General features: G+C 41.7%; 26 protein-coding genes, 1 tRNA gene and 1 pseudogene. 22 read left to right on the forward strand and 6 right to left on the reverse strand.

Annotation, left to right across the window (positions count from 1 at the left end):
• The first annotated feature begins 90 nt into the window (after positions 1-90).
• The 4 genes from gla (at position 91) to HMPREF2655_RS06270 (ending at position 3,678) form a co-directional block, all read left to right on the forward strand.
• Complete coding sequence (gene gla / locus HMPREF2655_RS06255) at positions 91-996, forward strand: aquaglyceroporin Gla (RefSeq protein WP_070838170.1); 906 nt, start codon at positions 91-93, stop codon at positions 994-996.
• A 110-nt stretch (positions 997-1,106) separates the two neighbouring features.
• Positions 1,107-1,832 carry a CppA N-terminal domain-containing protein gene (locus tag HMPREF2655_RS06260; RefSeq protein WP_070838172.1) on the forward strand — a complete coding sequence of 242 codons (726 nt, stop codon included), beginning with the start codon at positions 1,107-1,109 and terminating at the stop codon, positions 1,830-1,832.
• Positions 1,829-2,764 (forward strand): serine hydrolase domain-containing protein, encoded by a 936-nt coding sequence (locus HMPREF2655_RS06265; RefSeq protein WP_070838174.1) that lies wholly within the window; start codon positions 1,829-1,831, stop codon positions 2,762-2,764. The genes HMPREF2655_RS06260 and HMPREF2655_RS06265 overlap by 4 nt, the downstream gene beginning before the upstream one ends.
• An 8-nt stretch (positions 2,765-2,772) precedes the next feature.
• The gene (locus HMPREF2655_RS06270) at positions 2,773-3,678 is read left to right on the forward strand and encodes a DMT family transporter (RefSeq protein ID WP_070838176.1); all 906 of its coding nucleotides are present in this window, start codon (positions 2,773-2,775) and stop codon (positions 3,676-3,678) included.
• A gap of 44 nt (positions 3,679-3,722) precedes the next feature.
• Here the strand turns inward: HMPREF2655_RS06270 and HMPREF2655_RS06275 are convergent, their stop codons facing one another.
• Together HMPREF2655_RS06275 and rsmG are read right to left on the reverse strand one after the other, a co-directional pair.
• Positions 3,723-5,006: a uracil-xanthine permease family protein gene (locus HMPREF2655_RS06275; protein WP_070838178.1), complete on the reverse strand. Its 1,284-nt coding sequence runs from the start codon at positions 5,004-5,006 to the stop codon at positions 3,723-3,725.
• A 388-nt stretch (positions 5,007-5,394) separates the two neighbouring features.
• Positions 5,395-6,108: a 16S rRNA (guanine(527)-N(7))-methyltransferase RsmG gene (rsmG, locus tag HMPREF2655_RS06280; protein ID WP_000801955.1), complete on the reverse strand. Its 714-nt coding sequence runs from the start codon at positions 6,106-6,108 to the stop codon at positions 5,395-5,397.
• Positions 6,109-6,201: 93 nt separating this feature from the next.
• Here rsmG and HMPREF2655_RS06285 point away from each other — a divergent pair, with 93 nt between their 5' ends.
• From HMPREF2655_RS06285 to HMPREF2655_RS10060, 4 genes and pseudogenes are all read left to right on the forward strand, one after another.
• Positions 6,202-6,762, forward strand: coding sequence for a LemA family protein (locus tag HMPREF2655_RS06285; protein WP_049479068.1), 561 nt, complete (start codon positions 6,202-6,204; stop codon positions 6,760-6,762).
• A gap of 1 nt (position 6,763) precedes the next feature.
• Entirely contained in the window at positions 6,764-7,663 is a 900-nt protein-coding gene (gene htpX, locus HMPREF2655_RS06290) for a zinc metalloprotease HtpX (RefSeq protein ID WP_049501339.1), read from the forward strand.
• A gap of 110 nt (positions 7,664-7,773) precedes the next feature.
• The gene (locus HMPREF2655_RS06295; protein ID WP_070838180.1) at positions 7,774-8,370 is read left to right on the forward strand and encodes a CPBP family intramembrane glutamic endopeptidase; all 597 of its coding nucleotides are present in this window, start codon (positions 7,774-7,776) and stop codon (positions 8,368-8,370) included.
• A gap of 77 nt (positions 8,371-8,447) precedes the next feature.
• A pseudogene (locus HMPREF2655_RS10060) lies at positions 8,448-8,570 on the forward strand (zinc metalloprotease HtpX); the annotation flags it as partial.
• Between the two features lie 44 nt (positions 8,571-8,614).
• Here HMPREF2655_RS10060 and HMPREF2655_RS06300 read toward each other — a convergent pair.
• On the reverse strand, positions 8,615-10,174 hold the full coding sequence (locus tag HMPREF2655_RS06300) for an ATP-binding cassette domain-containing protein (protein WP_070838182.1): 1,560 nt from the start codon (positions 10,172-10,174) through the stop codon (positions 8,615-8,617).
• Between the two features lie 338 nt (positions 10,175-10,512).
• Positions 10,513-10,842 (reverse strand): helicase BlpT, encoded by a 330-nt coding sequence (locus HMPREF2655_RS06305; RefSeq protein ID WP_070838186.1) that lies wholly within the window; start codon positions 10,840-10,842, stop codon positions 10,513-10,515.
• Positions 10,843-11,009: 167 nt separating this feature from the next.
• Here HMPREF2655_RS06305 and HMPREF2655_RS06310 point away from each other — a divergent pair, with 167 nt between their 5' ends.
• From HMPREF2655_RS06310 to HMPREF2655_RS06340, 7 genes are all read left to right on the forward strand, one after another.
• Entirely contained in the window at positions 11,010-11,552 is a 543-nt protein-coding gene (locus HMPREF2655_RS06310; RefSeq protein ID WP_070838188.1) for a YceD family protein, read from the forward strand.
• A complete protein-coding gene (gene nth / locus HMPREF2655_RS06315; protein ID WP_000244437.1) occupies positions 11,553-12,182 on the forward strand; it encodes an endonuclease III in 630 nt (209 codons plus the stop codon).
• Positions 12,183-12,392: 210 nt separating this feature from the next.
• Positions 12,393-12,914 carry a bifunctional pyr operon transcriptional regulator/uracil phosphoribosyltransferase PyrR gene (gene pyrR, locus HMPREF2655_RS06320; RefSeq protein WP_000850018.1) on the forward strand — a complete coding sequence of 174 codons (522 nt, stop codon included), beginning with the start codon at positions 12,393-12,395 and terminating at the stop codon, positions 12,912-12,914.
• 18 nt (positions 12,915-12,932) lie between these two features.
• The gene (locus tag HMPREF2655_RS06325) at positions 12,933-13,856 is read left to right on the forward strand and encodes an aspartate carbamoyltransferase catalytic subunit (protein ID WP_070838190.1); all 924 of its coding nucleotides are present in this window, start codon (positions 12,933-12,935) and stop codon (positions 13,854-13,856) included.
• A 48-nt stretch (positions 13,857-13,904) separates the two neighbouring features.
• The gene (locus tag HMPREF2655_RS06330) at positions 13,905-14,984 is read left to right on the forward strand and encodes a carbamoyl phosphate synthase small subunit (RefSeq protein ID WP_070838192.1); all 1,080 of its coding nucleotides are present in this window, start codon (positions 13,905-13,907) and stop codon (positions 14,982-14,984) included.
• 443 nt (positions 14,985-15,427) lie between these two features.
• Entirely contained in the window at positions 15,428-18,604 is a 3,177-nt protein-coding gene (carB, locus tag HMPREF2655_RS06335; RefSeq protein ID WP_070838194.1) for a carbamoyl-phosphate synthase large subunit, read from the forward strand.
• A 355-nt stretch (positions 18,605-18,959) separates the two neighbouring features.
• The gene (locus tag HMPREF2655_RS06340; protein ID WP_070838196.1) at positions 18,960-20,294 is read left to right on the forward strand and encodes an Nramp family divalent metal transporter; all 1,335 of its coding nucleotides are present in this window, start codon (positions 18,960-18,962) and stop codon (positions 20,292-20,294) included.
• 123 nt (positions 20,295-20,417) lie between these two features.
• Here the strand turns inward: HMPREF2655_RS06340 and HMPREF2655_RS06345 are convergent, their stop codons facing one another.
• Complete coding sequence (locus tag HMPREF2655_RS06345) at positions 20,418-20,660, reverse strand: type B 50S ribosomal protein L31 (protein ID WP_000710762.1); 243 nt, start codon at positions 20,658-20,660, stop codon at positions 20,418-20,420.
• Positions 20,661-20,755: 95 nt separating this feature from the next.
• Complete coding sequence (locus tag HMPREF2655_RS06350) at positions 20,756-21,691, reverse strand: DHH family phosphoesterase (protein WP_070838198.1); 936 nt, start codon at positions 21,689-21,691, stop codon at positions 20,756-20,758.
• Between the two features lie 103 nt (positions 21,692-21,794).
• Here HMPREF2655_RS06350 and HMPREF2655_RS06355 point away from each other — a divergent pair, with 103 nt between their 5' ends.
• The 7 genes from HMPREF2655_RS06355 to HMPREF2655_RS06385 form a co-directional block, all read left to right on the forward strand.
• Entirely contained in the window at positions 21,795-22,238 is a 444-nt protein-coding gene (locus HMPREF2655_RS06355) for a flavodoxin (protein WP_070838201.1), read from the forward strand.
• Between the two features lie 117 nt (positions 22,239-22,355).
• Complete coding sequence (locus tag HMPREF2655_RS06360; protein WP_070838203.1) at positions 22,356-22,622, forward strand: chorismate mutase; 267 nt, start codon at positions 22,356-22,358, stop codon at positions 22,620-22,622.
• The gene (gene crcB / locus HMPREF2655_RS06365; protein ID WP_070838205.1) at positions 22,619-22,993 is read left to right on the forward strand and encodes a fluoride efflux transporter CrcB; all 375 of its coding nucleotides are present in this window, start codon (positions 22,619-22,621) and stop codon (positions 22,991-22,993) included. Before HMPREF2655_RS06360 ends, crcB (HMPREF2655_RS06365) begins: the two co-directional genes overlap by 4 nt.
• Positions 22,987-23,316: a fluoride efflux transporter CrcB gene (gene crcB / locus HMPREF2655_RS06370; RefSeq protein ID WP_070838208.1), complete on the forward strand. Its 330-nt coding sequence runs from the start codon at positions 22,987-22,989 to the stop codon at positions 23,314-23,316. Before crcB (HMPREF2655_RS06365) ends, crcB (HMPREF2655_RS06370) begins: the two co-directional genes overlap by 7 nt.
• 118 nt (positions 23,317-23,434) lie before the next feature.
• A complete protein-coding gene (gene rplS / locus HMPREF2655_RS06375; RefSeq protein WP_001068669.1) occupies positions 23,435-23,782 on the forward strand; it encodes a 50S ribosomal protein L19 in 348 nt (115 codons plus the stop codon).
• Positions 23,783-23,824: 42 nt separating this feature from the next.
• Positions 23,825-23,896, forward strand: a tRNA-Arg gene (locus HMPREF2655_RS06380).
• Positions 23,897-24,120: 224 nt separating this feature from the next.
• The coding region (locus tag HMPREF2655_RS06385; protein WP_070838210.1) for a hypothetical protein at positions 24,121-24,468 on the forward strand (348 nt) is incomplete at its 3' end.

Raw genomic sequence — 24,468 nt, forward strand, 5'->3', positions numbered from 1 at the left:
CCATAGATTCTTTTAGAAAAGATATTGCTAAAAGGCCTAAAAATTGATAGAATAAAGATTGTCTAAAAAAATTGAAGGAGAATCTATCAAATGGATTTTACATGGGCTATTAAATATGCCACAGAATTCTTGGGAACTGCTATTTTGATCATTCTTGGTAATGGTGCAGTTGCTAACGTTGAACTTAAAGGTACGAAAGGTCACCAAAGTGGCTGGCTCGTTATCGCGGTTGGTTACGGTATGGGGGTTATGATCCCAGCCTTGATGTTTGGTAACGTATCTGGTAACCACATCAACCCAGCTTTCACTCTTGGACTTGCTGTTAGTGGACTTTTCTCTTGGGAGCAAGTACCATTTTACATCCTAGCACAAGTTTTGGGAGCAATTTTCGGTCAAGCTTTGGTTGTAGCGACTCACCGTCCTTACTACTTGAAAACAGAAAACCCAAACAATATCTTGGGTACCTTCTCAACGATTTCAAGCATCGACCACGGTACAAAAGAATCACGTTTTGCAGCTACTGTTAACGGCTTCCTCAATGAGTTTGTAGGTTCATTCGTTCTTTTCTTTGCAGCACTTGGTTTGACTAAAAACTTCTTTGGTGCAGAATTAGTAGCGAAAGCTCAGGCGACAATTAATGACCAAGTAGCTCAAGCTGCAGCGCAAGGAACAACAATTCCTCAAGAACAAGTAACAGCAGCGCTTGAGCAAGCAAAAAACCAAGCCGCTCCATTTTTGGCACCAGGTCTTGGAATTGCACACTTGGCACTTGGTTTCCTAGTGCTGGCTTTGGTAGCTTCACTTGGTGGACCTACTGGGCCTGGTTTGAACCCAGCTCGTGACTTCGGACCACGTCTTCTTCACGAACTCCTTCCAAAATCAGTTCTTGGTCAACATAAGGGTGATTCAAAATGGTGGTATGCATGGGTTCCAGTTGTAGCTCCAATTTTAGCGGGTATTGCAGCAGTAGCACTATTCAAACTATTTTACCTATAAGAAATGAAACTGGGGAATCCCAGTTTTTTTGTTAAAGAATTTCTAAATAAAATAGATATGGCTTGTAAAATATTCGAAAATCCTTTAAAATAAAAGAGTTGGAGGAATTTATGAATGTGAATGAGATTGTTCGGATCGTTCCGACTTTGAAAGTTAATAATCGAAAATTAAATGAAAGATTTTACATTGAAATCTTGGGGATGAAACCTTTGCTGGAAGAGTCTGCCTTTATTTCCCTAGGCGATCAGACAGCTACTGAGAGATTGATTTTAGAAGAGGCTCCAAGTATGCGAACACGCAAAGTTGAAGGTCTTAAGAAGCTAGCTAGACTCTTGATAAAGGTTGAAAATCCTTCTGAAATCGAGACCCTTCTTTCTCAAATGAAGTCTCTTCCTCGCTTATTTAAAGGAAACCGAGGGTATGCTTTTGAGATTGTTTCTCCTGAAGAGGATGTGATCCTTGTTCATGCAGAAAATGATGTAAGAGATTTGGTTCCACTGGAAACTGTCCCTGAATTTTATTCAAATACAAGTATAAAATATGTGAGTCAATTTGATGTTTCTATGGAGTTGCGTTTGCCTGAAGGAACAGAGAGTTTACTTGATCCTGAAAGAGTAGCGCAAGTAATCACCTTTACTAAAGGGCAAGGAGCAGATTTGGCTGTTGAAAACAATGTCACTTGGGACCTGACGATGTTGAAATTTTTAGTCAAGAATTTTGATCTAACCAGCCTTCGTCAGAAATTTGAAAAGACAGGCTACTTTGTCCCTAAGTCTGAAAAATTCTTCCTTGGTAAAGATGCCAATAACATTGAATTGTGGTTTGAAGAAGCATGAAGTTGGAAAAAATTCTAAGAAAAATAGAAAATCAAATCGAGGCAGGGGTATATCCCGGGGCCTCTTTTGCGTATTATAAGGATGGTGAATGGAAAGAGTCTTATCTAGGATTGAGTGATCCAGAACGAGGCTTGAAGACAGAGACCGGTTTGGTTTATGATTTGGCAAGTGTGAGTAAGGTCGTGGGAGTGGGGACGGTTTTTACCTTCTTGTGGCAGCAGGGCAAATTCGATATTGATCGACCGGTGACGGATTTTTTACCGGAGTGTGATTATCCTGATATCACTATACGGCAGCTTCTGACCCATGCTACAGATTTAGACCCCTTCATTCCCAAACGTGACAAGTTAAGTGCAGAGGAATTGAGAGAAGCTATGTTTCACCTCAACAGACGAAGTCAGCCTGCTTTTCTATACTCAGACGTTCACTTTTTACTCTTGGGCTTTCTTTTGGAAAAAATCTTTAACCAAGACTTGGATCAGATTATAGAAGAACAAGTTTTGGAACCATGGGGGATGAAAGAAACCCAGTTCGGCCCCATTGAGCAAGCTGTACCAACAGTGAGAGGAGTAGAGTCCGGAATCATTCACGACCCCAAAGCCCGTCTATTAGGGAAACACGCTGGAAGTGCTGGTTTGTTTTCGACTGTTAAGGATTTGCAAATTTTTCTGGAACATTACTTGAAAGATGAGTTTGCTGCAGATTTGAGCCAAAATTACGCTCCCTTAAATGATAAGGAGCGGTCTCTAGCCTGGAATCTGGAAGGAGCTTGGCTCGACCATACGGGTTATACAGGTACCTTCATTATGTGGAATCGGGAGAAGCAGGAAGCGGCTATCTTTTTATCCAATCGAACGTATGAGAAGGATGAGCGCGCTCAGTGGATAGTTGATCGAAATCAAGTGATGGAAATGATTCGTCAAGAGGAGTAGGGAGAAGCATGTCAAAAACCGTAAAAGGAACTCTGTATACAGTAGTGGCAGGGATTACTTGGGGCTTGTCTGGATCCAGTGGCCAATATCTGATGGCACACGGGATTTCTGCTCTAGTCTTGATCAATCTGCGACTTATCATTGCAGACTTGGCGCTCGTAGTCTTATCCTATATGACTGCAAAGGATAAACTCTATGCTTTTTTAAAAGACAGAAAAAGCCTTTTATCTCTGCTGTTGTTTGCCTTGTTTGGACTTTTCTTAAACCAGTTTGCCTATCTTTCTGCCATTCAGGAAACCAATGCTGGAACGGCGACAGTTCTCCAGTATGTATGCCCCGTTGGGATCTTGATTTATACTTGTATCAAGGACAAGGTGGCGCCTACTCTGGCTGAGATTTTTTCGATTGGATTGGCTATAGGAGGAACGTTTCTTATCGCGACGCACGGTAAAGTTGACCAGTTGTCTGTCACACCCCTAGGTCTGTTCTGGGGCCTCTTTTCGGCCTTGACCTATGCCCTCTATATCATCCTTCCTATTGCTTTGATTAAGAAGTGGGGCAGTATTTTGGTGATTGGTGTCGGTATGGTTATTTCTGGTGTAGTGGCTATTCCCTTCACAGGAGTTTTGCAAGTCAGCATACCAACCAGCTTAGATTTTCTCTTTGCATTTGCTGGGATTATCATCATCGGAACGGTTTTTGCCTACACAGCTTTCCTAAAGGGAGCTAGTCTGATAGGCCCTGTTAAGTCTAGTTTATTAGCTTCCATAGAACCAATTTCTGCCGTTTTCTTTGCCTTTCTGATTATGAAGGAACAGTTTTATGCGATTGATTTTGTCGGTATGGCTATGATTTTATTAGCCGTGACCATTATTTCATTGAAAGATTTACTGCTGGAGATAAAGAGTAAGTAATAAAAAAATCCACTCAATCGAGTGGATTTTGTGTGTATAGATGATTAGTCTTTATTTTCGTGTGGCAAGATCAAGTTCAAGATGATTCCTGTCATGGCTGATAGAGCAGTACCTGAAAGTGTAACTGGGCCAAGTTTGAGGATAGCCCCACCAAGTCCAAGTACCAACATGGCACTTGCGATGATGAGGTTACGCATTTGGCTGAAGTCAACGCGTTCCTTAATCAAAACTTTCAAACCATTGCTGGCGATAACTCCGTAGAGAAGGATGGACATGCCACCAAGCACAGCATTTGGAATGGTTGAAATCAAGGCAGTGAATTTGCCTAGGAAGCTAAGAGCAATGGCGATGAAGGCCGCGTTACGGATAACAGAGACAGAAGCGATACGAGTCATCCCGATAACCCCTGTATTTTCTCCGTAAGTCGTATTAGCTGGTCCACCGAGGAAAGCAGATACAGATGTCGCAATACCGTCACCGAGAAGCGTACGGTGAAGTCCTGGTTCTTTCAGGAATTGACGGCCACAGATTTGGCTCAAAACAGTGTGGTCTCCGATGTGTTCTGAAATGGTTACAATAGCGATTGGCAAGACGGCGATTGTTTCAGGACCGAAGTACAAGTTGTACTCTTTAAAGGCTCCACCTGTACTAAATGGCAAGTAGAAACCAGGAATTTCAAACCAATTGGCTTGAAGGACTGGGGTAAAGTCAACCAAACCAAGCATCATAGCGAAGATGTACCCACCGATGATGGCAAAGAGGAAAGGAATGATACGAAGGAAACCTTTTCCTTTTGTATTGATAAAGGCGGCAATCAAGAACGTCACGACAGCTACAAGAGCGTTTTTCCAGTTTCCGTCTGCTACGAGTCCAGCATTCGTTACAGCAGAACCAGCAAGACCAAGACCGATAACGATGATCATAGGTCCGATAATGATTGGTGGCAAGAGTTTATCAATCCATTTCGTACCTGCAAAACGAACACTTGCTGCTACAAGGACATAGACCAAACCAGTCAAGATTACCCCCGTTTGAGCAGCAGATACATCGCCCCCCATTTCTTTCATGGCTAGAGACATAGCCGTGATAAAGGCGAATGAAGAACCTAGATAAACTGGAACCTTAAAGCAAGTAGAAATCATGTAGATAAGTGTTCCAATACCGGATGCAAAGAGAGCAACCGATACGGGCATTCCCAAAATTAAGGGAACGAGAATGGTTGCACCAAACATGGCAAATACGTGCTGGAAGCTTAGAAGAATACCTTTACCAGCAGAAGGACGTTGATCAACGTCTAGTAACAAGTCAACAGTTGATTCCTGTTTCATAAAAACCTCACTTTTGGGCACCAAAAAAGAGCCCATTATTTTGCAGCAATAGGCCCTCAGAGTAAGACTTTTTAAAAAATAGCTATCTTTTAAAAATTTATATAAATCTGCGCCTTCGTCACCTCACAGGATGACATTAAAAACCTTTGCTTGTGATAGTATAGCAGAAAAAAATGATTTTGTAAATCATTTTTTCCCGAGCCCGGAAATGCGAGAGCGAGGTATGATTTTGTAAATCATTTTTTCCCGAGCCCGGAAATGCGAGAGCGAGGTTCGTTTTGTAAACGAATTTTTCCCGAGCCTGGAAATGGGAGAGCGAGGTTTGATTTTGTAAATCATTTTTTCCCGAGCCCGGAAATGCGAGAGCGAGGTTGATTTTGTAAATTCTTTAAAGTGGGCGTTTGTTGGGCATGCCAGCCTTTCTTGGGTACTTGTTAGGTGTTTCCTTTTTCTTTTCGACGACAGTGATGTAGCGCGGATCTCCATTTGGTAGGGCGTAGCTGAGATTGTCTTCGACCTTGCTGAAGAGGAGGTTGAGGGCATTCTTGGCTTCTAGCAATTCCTCAGGAGCATTGCTGGCCTTGAGTGCCAATAGTTTGCCGCCAACTTTAAGATAGGGAATGGTCAGCTCAGACAAAACCTGCATACGGGCAACCGCACGAGCCGTCACCACATCAAACTGGGCACGGAAGTTCTTATCTTGGGCAAAGTTTTCTGCCCGTCCATGGTAGAAGTGAACACCGTCCAAATCCAGCTCCTGAGCCAATAGTTGGAGGAAGTTGATGCGCTTATTTAGCGAATCAATGATGGTTACATCTAACTGAGGATAGAGGATTTTCATAGGAAGGCTGGGAAATCCTGCCCCTGCTCCGATATCAAGAAGTTTGATAGTTTCATTTGAAATCAAGCCTTGTAGGATGGGTGCAATCGAATCATAAAAGTGTTTGAGATAAACTTCTTCTTTGTCTGTAATAGCGGTCAGGTTAATCTTTTCATTCCACTCGACCAAGAGCTCAAAATAGCGTTCAAATTGGTTCTTTTGCTGGTCAGAAAGTGGGAGATTTTGCTCAGCTAGTAGGCTGTAAAATGTTTCTGGTTTCATAGTAGTTTCCTTCTCTAGTATCATCTTATTTTACCATATTCGTTAAAAATTTGATATACTGGTAGTAATCTAAAAGCAGAAAGGAATAAGATTATGACTTGGATTATTCTTGGAGTTTTGGCTCTGATTGTTATTTTTGTGATTGTTAGCTATAACGGTTTGGTTAAAAATCGTATGCAGACCAAGGAGGCTTGGAGCCAGATCGATGTTCAGTTGAAGCGTCGTAATGATCTCCTCCCAAACTTGATTGAAACAGTCAAAGGCTATGCGAAATATGAAGGTTCTACCTTGGAAAAGGTGACAGAACTTCGTAGACAAGTAGCCACAGCAACTTCGCCAGCTGAAGCGATGAAGGCCAGTGATGCCCTTACCCGCCAAATTTCTGGTATCTTTGCAGTAGCAGAGAATTACCCAGACTTGAAAGCTAGCGCTAACTTTATCAAATTGCAAGAAGAGTTGACCAATACAGAAAATAAAATTTCATATTCACGCCAACTCTACAACAGTGTTGTCAGCAACTACAATGTAAAACTTGAAAGCTTCCCAAGTAACATCATCGCAGGGCTATTTGGCTTTAAAGCTGCAGACTTCCTTCAAACACCTGAAGAGGAAAAGGCAGTTCCTAAAGTTGACTTTAGCGGTTTAGGTGACTAAGATGTTGTTTGATCAAATTGCGAGCAATAAACGAAAAACTTGGATTTTGTTGCTGGTTTTCTTCCTACTCTTGGCCTTGGTTGGTTATGCGGTTGGCTATCTCTTCATGCGCTCAGGTCTTGGGGGCATGATTATTGCCTTGATTATTGGTCTTATCTACGCTCTGACCATGATCTTTCAATCGACAGAGATTGTCATGTCTATGAATGGGGCGCGTGAGGTTGATGAGCAAACAGCCCCAGACCTCTACCATGTAGTAGAAGATATGGCCATGGTTGCTCAGATTCCTATGCCGCGTGTTTTCATTATTGAGGATTCTTCTTTAAATGCCTTTGCGACAGGTTCGAATCCGCAGAATGCAGCTGTCGCAGCCACTTCGGGCCTTCTGGCTATCATGAATCGTGAGGAGCTAGAAGCTGTTATGGGGCATGAAGTCAGTCACATTCGGAACTACGATATCCGCATTTCGACCATTGCTGTCGCCCTTGCCAGTGCCATTACCCTTCTGTCTAGTATGGCAGGACGGATGATGTGGTGGGGTGGCGCAGGTCGCAGACGAAGTGATAATGATCGCGATGGAAATGGTTTGGAGATTATCATGCTTGTTATCTCTCTCTTAGCCATTGTTCTAGCACCTCTCGCAGCAACCTTGGTGCAATTAGCCATTTCCCGTCAGAGGGAATTTCTAGCGGATGCATCTAGTGTGGAGCTGACTCGCAATCCTCAAGGAATGATCAATGCCTTGCGTAAGTTGGAAAATAGCGAGCCGATGCATCACCATGTTGACGATGCCAGTAGCGCTCTTTATATCAATGATCCCAAGAAAGGTGGGGGGCTACAAAAACTCTTTTATACCCACCCACCTATCTCAGAACGAATCGAACGCTTGAAACAAATGTAAAAAAATCCAGAGGTCGTCTCTGGATTTTTGCTTTTAGTATCTCGCTTTTAACTTGTTATCTCTCCCAAAAATAGTATAATATATGTAATTCAATATAATTGAGGTGAATGATGTATAAGCGCTGGATGACGTTTTTCTTGATTTTGATTTTTATGCCAATTCATTTGAGTATAGCAGAGAAAATCATGCGAACAAATTCATTAACGCTATCAATCCTTTTTATCCTCGTTGAACTTGCATTATTTTTATATGTAGGAAAAAAGTATGACTTGTTTCACATTCGGAAAATCCGCCTAAAAGATATTCTTAAATGTTTTCTTTCATACGCCTTGCTCTTCCTGTTTTATATTATGGTCAATTTTTTAGGTCCTACCCAATCAGACACAACTCAAGCTGTGCAAAGTTTATCACTCTCATGGTCTGTACTTTTTGTGGATCTCTGTGTTTTGGCACCTGTTACGGAAGAAATCTTTATGCGAGGTATGTTACAGGGGATAGTATTTAAGAATACATATTTTGGCTTGTTTGCCACATCTCTTCTTTTTGCTTATCTTCATGGTCCCTATACTATTCCTAGCTTTATCACCTATTTAGGTATGGGATTTGCATTTGGGATAAGGTACAAGACTTCTGACAACCTATGGAATTCCATTCTTTTTCATGTCCTCAATAATCTGGTTGCGTTTTGCTTTTTGTATATGAGATAATGTCATATTAGAATGCTTTGAGCTGAAAAAAATGATTTCTAGCTTATACAATATAAATAAAATAGACCATAATCTGTCACGTAGACGATGCTAGCAGCGCACTTTATATCAATGATTCCAAGAAAGGTGGCGGACTACAAAAACTATTTTACACCCACCCACCTATTTCAGAACGAATTGAGCGTTTGAAAAATATGTAAAAAGAATCCAGAGATCGTCTCTGGATTTTTGCTATGTTCAACATTTATAAATCTTGTAAATCAACAACTTCCAAACCATTTTCTGTCAAACGATAGAGGCTCGTACAGACCTCTTTTAAGAAGCGCCTGTCATGCGAAACAGTGATCAGACCGCCGGGATAGGAGGCAAAGAGTTTTCTGATTTCGGGTTGAGAAGTGGGGGAGAAATTTCGTGTGGGCTCATCCAGAAGGAGAAAGTTTGGTTTGCGCAACACTAAATCCAAAAGTAGGAGTTTGCCTTGTTGACCACCAGATAAGGAGCGGATTTGGTGCTGCATCTCTAGGTAGCTGAAATTGAGACTGGCTAGGTGAGATTGGATTTTCTGTAGTTCCTCTTTTTGTCCAGTTTGGCTGAGATAGGTTACTGGAGATAGATCCAATTGTAGTTTTTTATGGTAATCTTGTGGCATAAAACCAAGTGAAATCTCTCTTTTGGCGCTGAGCAGTTGTTGCAACTTGGCTAACAGAGTTGATTTTCCAGCACCATTTGGCCCGATGATACCGATTTTATCTTGGCCACGGACCGTTAGTTGTAACTCCTGAGATAAAATGCGCTCGCCAATGGACAACTTTTCCTTTTCCAGCTGGATTAATACTTTAGAAGCTGCTAATGGTTGTATATCTGAGAAGAATAGTTGAATTTGTTCTTCTTCAAGTGGTTTTTGAGTCATAGACTGAGCTACCTTTTCAAAGCGTTTTTCTTGAGAGAGAACATTTTTCATCTTTTTAGCCAGTAAGCGCCCAGCAACATCGTTTTTAGTGTTACGCAAGGCAGTTTCTACATTTTGCTTGACGCGGCGATGCTTTTCCATGGTTTTGTCATAAGCTCTCTGGTCGTTAGCAGCTTGCTGACTTTGTTTGGCAAAACTAACCTTTCTCTGGTCACTATAGCTATCGTAGTCTAAATGCTCTACTAGTGTTTCCGCTTCTTTCCGGTGCTTGACCAGTCGTAAGTGGATAATAGTATCTGCCGTCTGAGAAAGAAAGTCTTCATCATGGGAAATGAAAATAACAGTTTGCCTCATCTTTTGAATCTGACTTTTTAGCCAATCAACAGTCTCAAGATCCAGGTCATTTGAAGGTTCATCTAAAAATAGAATCTCAAAGGGTTTTGCCAACTCATGGATGAGCTGAATTTTCAAAGCTTCGCCCCCTGAGAGACTCCCAATTTCTTGGTCGCTAGCAAAACGGTCGCTATCAAAATGCAGCTCCTCAGCCAAACGATAGAGGATACCGTAGTCTAAATCAGTGGGATCTAAAAAGAAGTAGTCATGTAGAGTCCTATTTTTTAGAATCTCGGGGAGTTTTTGAGGAATGTAGGCCAGTGATTGAAGGTCAGACTGGATGTCGCCCTTGATAGTAAAATCAGGTAAAGCTTCCCCCATTAAAGCTCGTAGTAAAGTCGATTTACCATTTCCTTCTTCACCAATAATAGCAACCTTTTCTCCGTCTTGGATAGTCATGGTTAGGTCAGATACAAGATCTCGTAGATCTTTGTTTTGTGTGATGGTCAGATGATTGATTTTTATCATATTGTCGCCCTTTCTAGAATATCTATAGTGCATAACAAAAAGCTCTACTTTATCTAGTAGAGCCCAAAGTCACTGTCAAAAACGCCATTATCCATGTCAAAAATCTTGTCAACCTAGGTCAGTCTAACCCTATCCAACCTAAGAGGATCAGATGGTTAGCTTTCTAGTTTTTTGGATTTTCAAAGAGGATAAAGTACTAGAAAATCTAGTACAAAAAGAGCATGCAAAAAGAGACAAAAACAAGATCTACTAAATAAAGTTCTTTATTTGATAGACTTAGTTTTTCATGTCTCCCTTACCTCCGAGTATTAGTACCTCTATCCTATACCTTTAAGGAAATTTTGTCAATAGAAAATCCAAAATTCTAAACTCTAAAATCCAAAAACAGGTCCATAAAGAGTTAATACGTGTTTGACGTGCTCGTAATGGAACTTGTCATAGTTGCGCCAAGCGGTGCGTGCTGGGTCGTTTAGTTTTAGGCTCCCCAGTCCAATCAGAAGACTGGTGCGTTGGTAAAATTTCTCAAGGTCGATTAAGATACTGTTGTCAAGCTTTTCCGCTTTTTTAAGTTCCTTGAGAGTGCTGTTCAGCAGTTCTTGTAGACGGAAATCATCGGCTGTACCTTGTTTGCAACTTTGGTAGCTTTTATTTAACTCGGATAGGAGTTGATAAGCTTGGTTGATTAGTGCTTTGTCTTCCATATGAGCATCCTCCTTGCTCTGATGTATTCTTGCCTATAGTATAGCACTAAACAGAAAATATGTCATAGTAAATATGTTAAAAAGGAGATTTTAATATCAAGGTTTAAAAGGCTGTCTTGTAGCCTTTTCATGGTATAATCAAGTGAGTAAATCTTTATGGAGGAAATATGAAGTTAAACATTCAAGAAATTCGTAAGCAGCCTGAAGGTCTACACTTTGAACAAGCTTTAGACCTGGCAGCAGACTTGCGTAAACGGAATCAAGAGATTTTAGATGTCAAAGATATCCTTGCGGTAGGGAAGGTCCAATACGAAGACCGCATGTATTTCTTAGATTATCAACTATCTTACACCATTGTTCTTGCTTCCAGCCGCAGTATGGAGCCAGTTGAGTTGGCTGAGTCTTATCCAGTCACAGAGGTCTTCATGGAAGGAGCGACCAACCAACTGGATCAGGAAGTTCTAGATGATGACTTGGTCTTGTCTATCGAAAATGGGGAAATCAACCTTGCAGAGAGCGTAGCAGATAATATTCTGCTCAATATCCCTATCAAAGTCTTGACGGCAGAAGAAGAGGCAGGTCAAGGTTTTGTGTCAGGAAATGACTGGCAAATCATGAGTGAAGATGAATACCAAGCCCAACAAGCAGTCAAGAAAGAAGAAAATAGTCCATTTGCTGGCTTGCAAGGACTGTTTGATGGAGACGAGTAGATGGTTTTATCCAAGAAACGTGCCCGTCATGTCATAGAGGAAATTATTGCCCTTTTTCCAGATGCTAAGCCTAGTCTTGATTTTACCAATCATTTTGAACTCTTGGTTGCGGTGATGTTGTCAGCTCAGACGACAGATGCAGCGGTAAATAAGGCCACACCAGGTCTCTTCGCTGCCTTTCCGACACCACAAGCCATGTCTGTCGCGACTGAAAGTGAAATTGCTTCACACATTTCTCGTCTGGGACTGTATCGAAATAAGGCTAAATTCCTTAAAAAATGTGCCCAACAGTTACTAGACGATTTTGATGGTCAAGTGCCTCAGACACGAGAGGAATTAGAAAGTCTAGCGGGTGTTGGTCGTAAAACAGCAAATGTCGTCATGAGTGTGGGGTTTGGGATTCCTGCTTTTGCAGTGGATACTCATGTGGAGCGTATCTGTAAGCATCACGATATCGTAAAAAAATCGGCTACGCCACTTGAAGTAGAGAAACGTGTTATGGATGTCTTGCCACCAGAAGAATGGTTAGCAGCCCACCAGGCTATGATTTACTTTGGACGAGCTATCTGCCATCCCAAAAATCCAGAATGTGACCACTATCCCCAACTGTATGATTTTAGTAATGTTTAAGGGGACTCTGAAAAAGTTTTTGCTTGATTTTAAGGGTGCTTTGTGCTATAGTAAATGATAACTAAATAGTCCTTTAAACCTGTCCCGTGAGGCAGGCAAGGAGCGCGATAAAGTAGAAGGGTGAAGTCTATACTGTATACAGTAGGGCTCGCTTGGCTATACATTTCAAGTCTCCTTGTAGAAGGAGACTTTTCTTTTTGGAGGTTTGTCATGAAGACAAAAGAAGTTGTAGACGAATTGACTGTCAAACGAGCGATTACGCGAATTACTTATGAGATTATCGAGCGCAATAAAGATTTGAATAAAATTATCTTAGCTGGGATAAAAACGCGTGGTGTTTTCATCGCTCATCGTATCAAAGAACGCTTGGAGCAGTTGGAAAATATCACTGTTCCTGTTGTGGAATTGGACACCAAACCTTTCCGTGATGATGTTAAAAGCGGAGAAGATACTTCTTTGATTTCCGTTGATGTGACAGACCGTGAAGTTATCTTGGTGGATGATGTACTCTATACAGGCCGTACCATCCGTGCTGCTATTGATAACATTGTCGGCCATGGTCGTCCTGCGCGCGTGAGTCTTGCGGTGCTAGTTGACCGTGGACATAGAGAATTGCCTATCCGTCCAGATTACGTTGGGAAAAATATCCCAACCAGTCGTTCTGAAGAAATCATCGTAGAGATGACAGAACTTGATGGCCAAGACAGAGTTCTGATTACTGAAGAAGCTTAGAAAGCTGAAGGAGTAGCCATGTCAGAAAATCAACAAGCATTGAACCATGTGGTTTCCATGGAAGACCTTACAGTTGATCAAGTGATGAAATTGATCAAACGAGGAATCGAGTTTAAAAATGGAGCCCAACTTCCCTACGAGAACAAACCTATCGTATCTAATCTCTTCTTTGAAGATTCTACACGGACACATAAGTCCTTTGAAGTGGCAGAGATTAAGTTAGGATTGGAGCGACTAGACTTTGATGTGAAGACTAGTTCGGTCAATAAGGGTGAGACACTTTATGATACCATCTTGACCCTATCTGCTTTAGGAGTGGATGTCTGTGTGATTCGCCACCCAGAGGTCGACTATTATAGAGAGTTGATTGCCAGTCCAACCATTACGACTTCCATTATCAATGGTGGAGATGGTTCAGGACAACATCCAAGTCAGAGCCTGCTTGATTTGATGACAATATATGAAGAATTTGGACATTTTGAGGGGCTTAAGGTCGCTATCGCTGGGGATCTGGACCACTCACGTGTAGCCAAATCAAATATGCAAATTTTGAAACGTTTAGGCGCAGAGCTTTACTTTGCAGGTCCTGAGGAATGGAGAAGTCAGGAATTCGCAGACTATGGCCAGTTTGTAAGTATTGACGAGATCATCGATCAGGTGGATGTCATGATGTTCCTTCGCGTCCAGCATGAACGTCATGAAAGTGGAGTAGTCTTTTCAAAAGAAGGCTACCATGCGCAACATGGTTTGACGCAAGAGCGTTATGATCGCTTGAAAGAAAAAGCCATTCTCATGCACCCTGCCCCAGTCAACCGTGATGTCGAAATCGCAGACCATTTAGTTGAAGCGCCAAAATCACGCATTGTCCAACAAATGACCAATGGTGTATTTGTCAGAATGGCAATCTTAGAGTCTGTTCTGGCATACAGAAAAGCAAAATAAACACAAGACGTTAAAAGACGCCAGAGAGCGTCCACGAGAGGTGACTATATGACAAAACGACTTCTAGTATTAGAAGATGGCACAGTTTTTGAAGGCAAGGCCTTCGGAGCAGATATTGATGTAACAGGTGAAATCGTCTTTAATACAGGGATGACCGGCTATCAAGAATCCATTACAGACCAGTCTTATAATGGACAAATCTTGACTTTCACATACCCTTTGGTGGGAAACTATGGGATTAACCGTGATGACTACGAATCCATCAGTCCTACCTGTAAGGGAGTAGTAGTTTTTGAAGAAGCGCGTAGAGCCAGCAACTGGCGCAATCAAATGACCTTGGACGAATTCTTGAAAGCCAAGAAAATCCCTGGTATCTCAGGAATTGATACTCGTGCGCTTACAAAGATTATCCGTAAGCATGGTACTATGAGGGCAACCCTTACGCATGTTGGTGATACCATGGACCATATTGCAGACCAGCTCCAAGCAACAGTCTTGCCGACAGATAATATCAAGCAAGTCTCTACTAAGACAGCTTATCCTGCTCCTGGAGTTGGATTGAGTGTCGTTCTGGTAGACTTTGGTCTCAAACATTCCATTTTACGCGAACTTTCGAAACGGAACTGTAACGTGACTGTGGTTCCTTACACAACTACAGCAGAAGAAATTCTCCATCTCAACCCTGACGGCGTCATGTTGTCAAACGGTCCAGGAAACCCAGAAGATGTTCCCCAGGCCCTCGATATGATTCGTGGTGTGCAAGGGAAGATTCCAATCTTTGGTATCTGTATGGGGCACCAACTTTTTGCCATGGCAAATGGTGCCAAGACCTATAAGATGAAATTTGGTCACCGTGGATTTAACCACGCGGTCCGTGAAATCGCAACAGGACGAGTAGACTTTACTAGCCAGAACCATGGTTATGCGGTTAGCCGTGAGGATTTGCCAGAACACTTGATCATTACCCACGAAGAAATTAATGACAAGTCAGTTGAAGGTGTGCGTCACAGATACCAACCAGGTTTTTCTGTACAATTTCACCCAGACGCAGCTCCTGGGCCACACGACGCTAGCTATCTCTTTGACGAGTTTATCGAGATGATGGAAGCTTTTAAACCAGCCAACTAAGAACGAGTAAGACTCGTCGGAGAATTTATGGAATTGAACACGGACGGAAAGCTCGGAATTTAGAGAAACCAAGGAAGGATTGCTATCCTTGGTTTCCTAAAATTCAGTCGCTTTCTTATCGTCCTTTGTATCTTATTTAATGTCGCCCTGTGAGGCAACGAATAGAAAGGCAGGTCGTTTCTTTTAGTCGCTATCAGGCGAACTAAAAACTCCCTGCACTAGATTTTTTATCGAAAATGATCGTTTCTCTAAAAAATCGTCGGAGAATTTATTTAATGGCAACCTGAGAGTTGCCGAATAGAAAGGAGAAGGGTGGTCCGTATTTGCTGAACTGAATACGGGCTACGGACGGTGCTAAAAAGATAGTTATTCCTAGAACTGGTAGTTCTTCGTCATAACTCCTATTTTAGCTTTGTCCGCTTGACGCCCTTAATATCTTATAAATGCCTAAACGTACTGATATTCAAAAAATTATGGTGATTGGTTCTGGTCCGATTATTATTGGTCAGGCTGCTGAGTTTGACTACGCTGGGACCCAGGCCTGCTTGTCTTTGAAAGAGGAAGGTTATGAAGTTGTTTTGGTAAACTCAAACCCTGCCACTATCATGACGGACAAGGAGATTGCGGACAAGGTTTATATCGAACCGATTACACTCGAGTTCGTGACGCGTATTCTCCGTAAGGAACGTCCAGATGCCTTGCTCCCTACTCTTGGCGGTCAGACAGGGCTCAACATGGCCATGGAATTATCTAAAAATGGTATCCTAGATGAGCTTGGGGTCGAACTTCTTGGGACTAAACTATCTGCCATCGACCAAGCTGAGGACCGTGACCTCTTTAAACAATTGATGGAAGAGCTTGAGCAACCCATCCCTGAATCTGAAATTGTCAATACAGTAGAAGAAGCAGTTGCCTTTGCAGCAACTATTGGCTACCCAGTCATCGTTCGACCAGCCTTTACCCTAGGTGGTACTGGTGGTGGTATGTGTGCCAATGAGGAAGAACTACGTGAAATTGCTGAAAATGGGTTGAAACTGTCACCTGTTACCCAGTGTTTGATTGAGCGTTCCATTGCTGGTTTCAAGGAAATCGAATACGAAGTCATGCGCGATTCAGCTGACAATGCCCTCGTTGTTTGTAACATGGAAAACTTTGACCCAGTGGGGATTCACACAGGAGATTCCATCGTATTTGCTCCTGCGCAAACCATGTCGGACTATGAAAACCAAATGCTACGTGACGCGAGCTTGAGCATTATCCGCGCTCTCAAGATTGAAGGTGGGTGTAACGTTCAGCTGGCCCTTGATCCGCATAGCTTCAAGTACTATGTTATCGAAGTAAACCCTCGTGTATCGCGTTCGTCAGCCCTTGCTTCTAAGGCGACGGGTTATCCGATTGCCAAATTGGCTGCCAAGATTGCCGTTGGGTTGACTCTAGATGAGGTCATCAATCCAGTTACAGGTTCAACTTATGCTATGTTTGAGCCAGCCCTTGACTACGTCGTTGCGAAAATTCCACGTTTCCCATTTGATAAGTTTGAAAAAGGTGAGCGTCGTCTTGGAACTCAGATGAAAGCGACTGGGGAAGTCATGGCCATTGGTCGTAACATCGAGGAATCACTTCTCAAGGCATGTCGTTCACTTGAAATTGGCGTTCACCACAATGAAATGCCTGAACTAGCAACTGTTTCGGATGATGCCTTGATTGAAAAAGTTGTCAAGGCCCAAGATGACCGTCTCTTCTACGTATCAGAAGCCATTCGCCGTGGCTACACACCAGAAGAAATTGCTGAATTGACTAAGATTGATATCTTCTACCTGGATAAACTCTTGCACATCTTTGAAATTGAGCAAGAATTAGGTGCCCATCCACAAGATCTAGAAGTCTTGAAAACAGCTAAACTCAATGGATTTTCAGACCGCAAGATTGCTGAACTCTGGAAAACGACAGCTGACCAAGTCCGTAAACTTCGCTTGGAAAACAAGATTGTCCCAGTTTACAAGATGGTTGATACCTGTGCGGCAGAATTCGACTCTGAAACACCATATTTCTATTCAACCTATGGTTGGGAAAATGAGTCTATCAAGTCTGACAAGGAATCTGTACTTGTTCTAGGTTCAGGTCCAATCCGTATCGGACAAGGGGTTGAGTTTGACTACGCAACCGTTCACTCTGTTAAGGCTATCCAGGCTGCTGGTTATGAAGCTATCATCATGAACTCAAATCCAGAGACCGTTTCAACCGACTTCTCGGTATCAGACAAACTTTACTTTGAACCATTGACATTTGAAGATGTCATGAATGTTATTGACTTGGAGCAACCAAAAGGCGTTATCGTGCAGTTTGGTGGTCAAACAGCTATCAACCTTGCAGAGCCTTTGGCAAAAGCAGGTGTGACCATTCTTGGTACCCAAGTCGCTGACTTGGACCGTGCCGAAGACCGCGACCTCTTTGAGCAAGCTCTGAAAGACTTGGATATTCCACAGCCACCAGGTCAAACAGCTACCAATGAAGAAGAAGCTGTGCTTGCTGCTCGCAAGATTGGTTTCCCAGTTCTCGTTCGTCCATCTTATGTCTTGGGTGGACGTGCTATGGAAATCGTCGAAAACGAAGAAGACCTTCGTTCTTACATGCGTACCGCTGTTAAGGCTAGTCCAGACCATCCAGTCCTTGTCGATTCATACATCGTTGGGCAAGAGTGTGAAGTGGATGCCATCTCAGACGGAGAAAATGTCCTTATCCCTGGTATCATGGAGCATATCGAACGTGCTGGTGTCCACTCAGGTGACTCAATGGCCGTTTACCCACCGCAAACCTTGTCGCAAAAGGTTCAAGAAACCATTGCAGACTATACCAAACGTTTAGCGATTGGGCTCAACTGTCTTGGTATGATGAACATCCAGTTTGTTATCAAGGATGAAAAAGTCTACGTTATTGAGGTTAATCCACGTGCCAGCCGTACGGTTCCATTCCTTTCAAAAGTAACCAATATCCCTATGGCTCAAGTAGCAACCAAGCTCATTCTTGGTCAAAACCTTGGAGAACTTGGTTATCAAGATGGTCTTTACCCTGAAAGCACTCGTGTTCATATCAAGGCTCCAGTCTTCTCCTTCACCAAGTTGGCTAAGGTAGACAGCTTGCTCGGTCCTGAAATGAAGTCAACAGGGGAAGTTATGGGTTCTGATACTACTTTGGAAAAAGCTCTCTACAAGGCTTTTGAAGCTTCTTACCTGCACTTACCAACCTTTGGGAATGTGGTCTTTACCATTGCTGATGATGCCAAAGATGAAGCCTTGGACTTGGCTCGTCGTTTCCAAAATATCGGTTACGGTATCCTCGCGACAGAAGGAACTGCAGCATTCTTTGCTAGCCATGGACTTCAAGCCCAACCTGTTGGTAAGATTGGTGACGATGAACAGGATATCCCAAGCTTTGTCCGCAAAGGGAAAATTCAAGCGATTATCAATACTGTCGGAACCAAACGAACTGCTGACGAAGATGGTGAGCAAATCCGTCGTTCAGCCATTGAACACGGTGTGCCCCTCTTTACAGCTCTAGATACTGCTAATGCCATGCTTAAAGTGCTGGAAAGCCGTAGCTTTGTCACAGAAGCAATTTAGTTTCTTGTTAAATGATCTAAGTAGCTTTTATCCAGCGTCAAAAGACGCTGGTTTTTCCTCTTTTATAGAGAAATCGAGTTAGAAATAATAGTTACAGTTCACTATTAAATGTCAAAGTTTATCAATAGATTTATCATTATCGTTAATGAGTAGACTTATTCTGACTTTCCCTAAAATTTTGTTGAATTTTCTTAAGTTTTTATCATATTTTTTATAATTAAGGTGCCTTAAGAAAAATAATGAAAAAACTAAATGTTTTTCATATAGTTTTCATTGTTTTAATAGTTTAAAGTCAATCTTATTTTTCTCTAATAGAAAATAATGAAAAAGTAGGTTTAGAAAGAGGTAAGTATCTATGTCTTCTCATAAAAAAGTGTCACTCTCTGAGATTAATCAATCTATCGATACTCCAAATAACAATCATTTTTGGCAAAATCTAAAAGCATTTTTAGGACCTGGAGCTCTTGTAGCAGTTGGTTATATGGATCCTGGAAACTGGATTACTAGTGTGGTTGGTGGTGCTTCCTACAAATATAGTCTCTTATTTGTTATTTTGGTTTCATCCATCATCGCCATGCAGCTACAACAGATGGCTGGAAAGCTCGGTATCGTGACTAGGATGGACCTAGCACAGGCAACAGCTCATCATGCTCCCAAATGGCTTCGCTATAGTCTTTGGGTGATTTTAGAATTAGCTTTAATGGCGACAGACTTAGCTGAGGTTCTAGGCTCAGCGATTGCCTTAAATCTTTTATTTAAAATACCGATTATGGTCGCTATCCTCTTAACTGTTTTAGATGTATTTCTTTTGTTGTTGTTGATGAAATTTGGCTTCAAAAAAATTGAAGCCATTGTTACGACCCTTATTTTAACCATATTAGCTATCTTTACCTATCTGGTAGCTTTATCCAATCCAAGTATCCAGGGAATCTTTAGTGGTTATTTACCGACTTCAACATTATTTGAAACACCATTGCCAGGTCATGAAAGCCAATTGACCTTGGCTCTAGGAATTGTAGGAGCGACAGTCATGCCCCATAATCTCTATCTCCATTCCTCCCTATCCCAAACAAGGAAAATCAATCACAAAGATAAGAAGGATGTTCGAAAAGCCGTGCGTTTTATGACCTGGGATTCAAATATTCAGCTGTCTCTAGCCTTTATTGTCAATTCCTTGCTTCTTATTTTAGGGGCATCTCTCTTTTTTGGGCATGCATCTGAAATTTCAGCTTTCTCCCAAATGTACAATGCTTTACAGGATTCGACGATAGCAGGAGCGATAGCTAGTTCAACTCTGTCAACTTTATTTGCCCTAGCCCTCTTAGCAAGTGGTCAAAATTCGACCATTACAGGTACTTTGACAGGACAGATTGTCATGGAAGGTTTCTTGCATCTGAAATTACCTCAGTGGATTATCCGTATCGGTACACGGATTTTTGCCTTACTCCCTGTGATTATTGTTGCCGTTTTGTTTGGGCATCAAGAAAAAACCTTGGATCAGTTATTGGTCTATTCACAGGTCTTTTTGTCAATTGCTCTTCCGTTTTCAATCTTCCCCTTAATTTATCTGACCTCTAAGAAGTCACTGATGGGAGAATTCACCAATGCCAAGTGGAACACAATCCTAGGTTACGCAGTTTCCATTATCTTAACCATTCTTAATATCAAACTTCTTTTTGATATTTTTTAAACTTGTTCAAATTAGTTTTCGGTACTAGCTTGAAGCTTGATATTGAGATAATAGCAGTGGTTGGTTCATAAAAACATAAAAAGAAGTAAAAAAAAAGAACAGTGGTAACTGTTCTTTTTATGATTATTTGAGACCGTATTTTTTGTTGAAACGATCCACGCGTCCATCTGCTTGAGTGAACTTTTGACGTCCAGTGTAGAATGGGTGTGAGTCTGATGAAATTTCCACACGGATCAATGGGTAAGTTTCGCCTTCGAACTCAACAGTTTCGTTAGAGCGTTTAGTTGAACCGCTAAGGAATTTGTAACCAGTAGTTGTGTCCATGAAGACAACTGGGCGATATTCTGGATGGATATCTTTTTTCATTTTGCAATATTTCCTTTCTGCCATGGTCTCTTTGCGAGCCATAGATTGTTACCATACTAGTCTATCAGATTCTGAAAAGTTTGGCAAGTATTTTATCAGTTTTTAAGCGAGTTTTTTAACTTTTGATAGATGATTTCGTTTTCTTCTAGACTATAGGAATTGGCGCCACTAGCTAATGGATGTCCTCCTCCGTCGTGTTCTTTGGCAATTTCATTGATAGGGGTGATTTTACTTCGCATACGCACACGGAAGTGACCATCAGCTTGCTCAACAAAGATAGCCCAAGCCTTAACAGTATCAATTCGACCAGGTGCTCCGACAATCGCAGCCGTTTCAGCATCCGTAACCTTATATTCTTTCAGGATTTCTTGAGTAAGCAGAACGCGTGCAGCTCCATTCTCATCAACTTCCAAATGATCATAGACAAAGCCTTGCAGTTTTGCAATCTTAAAGCTCATGGTATCCATTTGACGAGACAATCCAGCAAAGTCAAAATCAACTTCTCGGAGCTGGGCAGCTATTCTAAAGGTACGGGCACTAGTTGACGGGTAGAGAAAACGCCCTGTGTCCCCGACAATTCCTGCATAGAGAAGTCGTGCCGCTTCACTAGACAAAGCTAGCTGATTTTCTTGAGCAAATAATGCAATCATCTCACTGGCACTGCTTGAACTTGTATCCACCCAAGATAGGTCACCATAGATATCATCATTTGGATGGTGATCGATTTTGATGGTGAAAGCAGCTTGTTCATAGCGTTTATCATCGATACGAGGACGATTTGCTGTATCACAAATAATAGCAAGAGCTCCGTGGTAGTCACTGTCTTGGACAGTATCCATTTCCGCCATCCAGGTTAGAGTTGGTTCGTTATAACCGACTGCTTTGATGGTCTTTTCTGGAAAATGGTGTGTGAGAAGAGCTTTTAAACCTACCTGACTCCCTAAGGCATCTGGATCTGGTTTCATGTGACGATGAATGATAATGGTATCGTATTCTTTGATTTTCTCTAATATTTGCTGGCAAATTTCCATAAACAACCTCAATTCTTTCTCATTTCATTGTAGCACAAGAATTTTTATTTTTAAAATGAAAAAGATATGATATAATGGAGAAAGATAAATTGAGGAGGACGATATGGCATTAGCAAAAATTGTATTTGCCAGTATGACCGGTAATACCGAGGAAATTGCAGATATTGTAGCAGATAAATTGCGTGACTTGGGCTTGGATGTCGATGTGGATGAATGTACGACTGTTGACGCTTCAGACTTCTTGGAAGCGGATATCGCAATTGTTGCGACTTACACCTACGGAGATGGAGAATTGCCTGATGAGATGATGGACTTCTACGAAGACCTAGCTGATCTCAACTTGAATGGCAAAATCTACGGAGTGGTCGGTTCAGGAGATACCTTCTACGACGAATTCTGTAAGGCTGTTGATGACTTTGATCGCGTTTTTGTAGCGACAGGAGCTGAAAAAGGTTCAGAGTGCATTAAAGTAGACCTTTCTGCCGAAGAAGAAGATATTGAACGCTTGGAACAATTCGCAGAAGAATTGGCTGCAAAAGTAGGATAAGAATCAAACTGCGCTGACTGGAAGAAGTCAGTGCGTTTTTTTATTAGTTTTTTTGGGATTTTACTAGCCTATTTAGAGGCTTTTTGATACAATAATTCAAATAAAGGAGGAGACACTATGGATTTAGATAGTATTCGGAAAGAAATTGATCAAATCGATGACCAAATTGTTAAGCTCTTGGAAGAACGCATGCAGTTGGTTGAGGGTGTAGTTACCTATAAGAAAGCCTCAGGAAAACCTATTTTAGACACCAAGCGAGAAGAAGTCATTTTTGAAAAGGTAAGAAGTCGTGTAACCAATAAGAATTACCAAGAAACCATTGTTGCGACTTTTTCAGACATTCTCAAACGTTCGCGTGATTATCAGGATCAAAATATCAAATGAAAAAAGAACAATTTTATCCGCTCGGAATTTTTCTGGCTGCCATGTTGGGAGGCCTTGTCCGCTACCTGGTTTCCACTTGGTTACCAGCTAGTCCCGACTTTCCTTGGGGTACCCTCCTTGTCAACTATCTGGGCATTTTCTGCCTGATCTATCTGGTAAAAGGCTATCTGGCCCATAAGGGAACTAGTAAAGGCTTGGTTTTGGCGCTGGGGACGGGTTTTTGCGGAGGTTTAACAACCTTTTCTAGCTTAATGCTTGATGCTGTGAAATTGCTCGATACCGGGCGTTATCTTAGCTTAATCATCTATCTGCTTTTGAGTATTGGAGGAGGTCTGCTATTGGCTTATGTTCTAGGGAGGAAGAAATGGTAATCGTTTATCTTACAATCGCCTGCGGGTTCGGAGCCCTGGTACGGTATTTCTTTTCCCGCTATAATCAAGCTTCTAAATTGCCACTAGGTACTCTCATTGCCAATCTTCTAGGATGTTTTTTGATTGGCCTACTCTACAATCATGTGGAGTCCAAGGAAGTCTATGCCATCCTAGCGACAGGTTTTTGTGGAGGGTTAACGACCTTTTCAACCTTGAATGACGAGCTGCAAAGACTAATCAGTGACAAGAAGGTATTTTATAGCTATTTAGCCTCAACATACATAGGCGGTTTTCTAGCGATTTTTTTAGGAATTCTGCTATAAATTTCTTTACTTTTAGGTGGAAATTTGGTAAACTGTATCTTGTGTGTAATGGACGCACAAAAATACAGTTTATCCGCTGAGGAAGGTTCCTCAAGATTGACAAAGATAGGAGAATAAAATGAATCCATTAATCCAAAGCTTGACTGAAGGTCAACTTCGTACAGATATCCCATCATTCCGTCCTGGTGACACTGTTCGTGTACACGCGAAAGTTGTCGAAGGTAACCGTGAACGTATCCAGATTTTTGAAGGTGTTGTTATTGCACGTAAAGGTGCTGGTATCTCAGAAAACTACACAGTTCGTAAAATCTCTAACGGTGTAGGTGTTGAGCGTATCTTCCCAATCCACACTCCACGTGTTGAAAAGATCGAAGTTGTTCGTTACGGTAAAGTACGTCGTGCGAAATTGTACTACTTGCGTGCTCTTCAAGGTAAGGCAGCTCGTATCAAAGAAATCCGTCGTTAATTCGACTAAAAAACTCTGCTCATCCAGCAGGGTTTTTCTCTAGCTCCCTTAGTTCAATGGATATAACAACTCCCTCCTAAGGAGTAGTTGCAGGTTCGATTCCTGCAGGGGGCATTTTTAGTAATGTAAAGAAAGATAAAGAACACTGGATAACCAGTGTTTTTTTGTTAGTTTTTAACTAGCAAACCCCTCATATCAAGCGCTTGTATGGTATAATAATGGAAAACGTTAACATTGATTTTTAAGGTAGTTCTATCATGTTAGAATACCAAATAAAAAAGATTATGAGTGCTCTACTAGTTTAGTCTGAAAGGGTTATTAGAAAAGGGAAAATACAAATGAAACCAACAAAACTACAATGGGAAGATGTTATCCAATTTGAAGAGGTAAAAGGTTACGGTCAGCATATCTGGAGAGATGGTAATCATCTTTATTATGTTGATGAGGAGGGAGGAATTGCCCCTCAGCGTGTTGTTTATAAATTACCAAATGAGCTGTTTGCCTTATTAGAAAGTGGAGAGAGATCGCTACTCGAAATATCTTGGAAGATTAAGCACGATCGTTGGCCACCGACGGAAGAAGAAAAGAAAACTAGTGAGAAACAATTTATATTAAAAGGCTTAACTCCTTTAATAGCTAATCCTAAGAGTTGGGAATTATTTACTCAGGAAGAGCTTGAAAGATTA

The organism is Streptococcus sp. HMSC066F01, assembly GCF_001837335.1.
Taxonomy (GTDB): domain Bacteria; phylum Bacillota; class Bacilli; order Lactobacillales; family Streptococcaceae; genus Streptococcus; species Streptococcus oralis_S.

Coding starts and splice junctions, on each gene's coding strand:
- HMPREF2655_RS06295 (WP_070838180.1), top strand. CDS start 7,774: ATGTATAAGCGCTGGATGACGTTTTTCTTGATTTTGATTTTTATGCCA.
- rplS (WP_001068669.1), top strand. CDS start 23,435: ATGAATCCATTAATCCAAAGCTTGACTGAAGGTCAACTTCGTACAGAT.
- htpX (WP_049501339.1), top strand. CDS start 6,764: ATGTTGTTTGATCAAATTGCGAGCAATAAACGAAAAACTTGGATTTTG.
- HMPREF2655_RS06270 (WP_070838176.1), top strand. CDS start 2,773: ATGTCAAAAACCGTAAAAGGAACTCTGTATACAGTAGTGGCAGGGATT.
- HMPREF2655_RS06305 (WP_070838186.1), bottom strand. CDS start 10,842: ATGGAAGACAAAGCACTAATCAACCAAGCTTATCAACTCCTATCCGAG.
- HMPREF2655_RS06265 (WP_070838174.1), top strand. CDS start 1,829: ATGAAGTTGGAAAAAATTCTAAGAAAAATAGAAAATCAAATCGAGGCA.
- HMPREF2655_RS06285 (WP_049479068.1), top strand. CDS start 6,202: ATGACTTGGATTATTCTTGGAGTTTTGGCTCTGATTGTTATTTTTGTG.
- HMPREF2655_RS06275 (WP_070838178.1), bottom strand. CDS start 5,006: ATGAAACAGGAATCAACTGTTGACTTGTTACTAGACGTTGATCAACGT.
- gla (WP_070838170.1), top strand. CDS start 91: ATGGATTTTACATGGGCTATTAAATATGCCACAGAATTCTTGGGAACT.
- pyrR (WP_000850018.1), top strand. CDS start 12,393: ATGAAGACAAAAGAAGTTGTAGACGAATTGACTGTCAAACGAGCGATT.
- carB (WP_070838194.1), top strand. CDS start 15,428: ATGCCTAAACGTACTGATATTCAAAAAATTATGGTGATTGGTTCTGGT.
- HMPREF2655_RS06300 (WP_070838182.1), bottom strand. CDS start 10,174: ATGCACTATAGATATTCTAGAAAGGGCGACAATATGATAAAAATCAAT.
- crcB (WP_070838205.1), top strand. CDS start 22,619: ATGAAAAAAGAACAATTTTATCCGCTCGGAATTTTTCTGGCTGCCATG.
- HMPREF2655_RS06330 (WP_070838192.1), top strand. CDS start 13,905: ATGACAAAACGACTTCTAGTATTAGAAGATGGCACAGTTTTTGAAGGC.
- HMPREF2655_RS06325 (WP_070838190.1), top strand. CDS start 12,933: ATGTCAGAAAATCAACAAGCATTGAACCATGTGGTTTCCATGGAAGAC.
- crcB (WP_070838208.1), top strand. CDS start 22,987: ATGGTAATCGTTTATCTTACAATCGCCTGCGGGTTCGGAGCCCTGGTA.
- HMPREF2655_RS06340 (WP_070838196.1), top strand. CDS start 18,960: ATGTCTTCTCATAAAAAAGTGTCACTCTCTGAGATTAATCAATCTATC.
- HMPREF2655_RS06350 (WP_070838198.1), bottom strand. CDS start 21,691: ATGGAAATTTGCCAGCAAATATTAGAGAAAATCAAAGAATACGATACC.
- rsmG (WP_000801955.1), bottom strand. CDS start 6,108: ATGAAACCAGAAACATTTTACAGCCTACTAGCTGAGCAAAATCTCCCA.
- HMPREF2655_RS06310 (WP_070838188.1), top strand. CDS start 11,010: ATGAAGTTAAACATTCAAGAAATTCGTAAGCAGCCTGAAGGTCTACAC.
- HMPREF2655_RS06345 (WP_000710762.1), bottom strand. CDS start 20,660: ATGAAAAAAGATATCCATCCAGAATATCGCCCAGTTGTCTTCATGGAC.
- HMPREF2655_RS06360 (WP_070838203.1), top strand. CDS start 22,356: ATGGATTTAGATAGTATTCGGAAAGAAATTGATCAAATCGATGACCAA.
- HMPREF2655_RS06260 (WP_070838172.1), top strand. CDS start 1,107: ATGAATGTGAATGAGATTGTTCGGATCGTTCCGACTTTGAAAGTTAAT.
- HMPREF2655_RS06355 (WP_070838201.1), top strand. CDS start 21,795: ATGGCATTAGCAAAAATTGTATTTGCCAGTATGACCGGTAATACCGAG.
- nth (WP_000244437.1), top strand. CDS start 11,553: ATGGTTTTATCCAAGAAACGTGCCCGTCATGTCATAGAGGAAATTATT.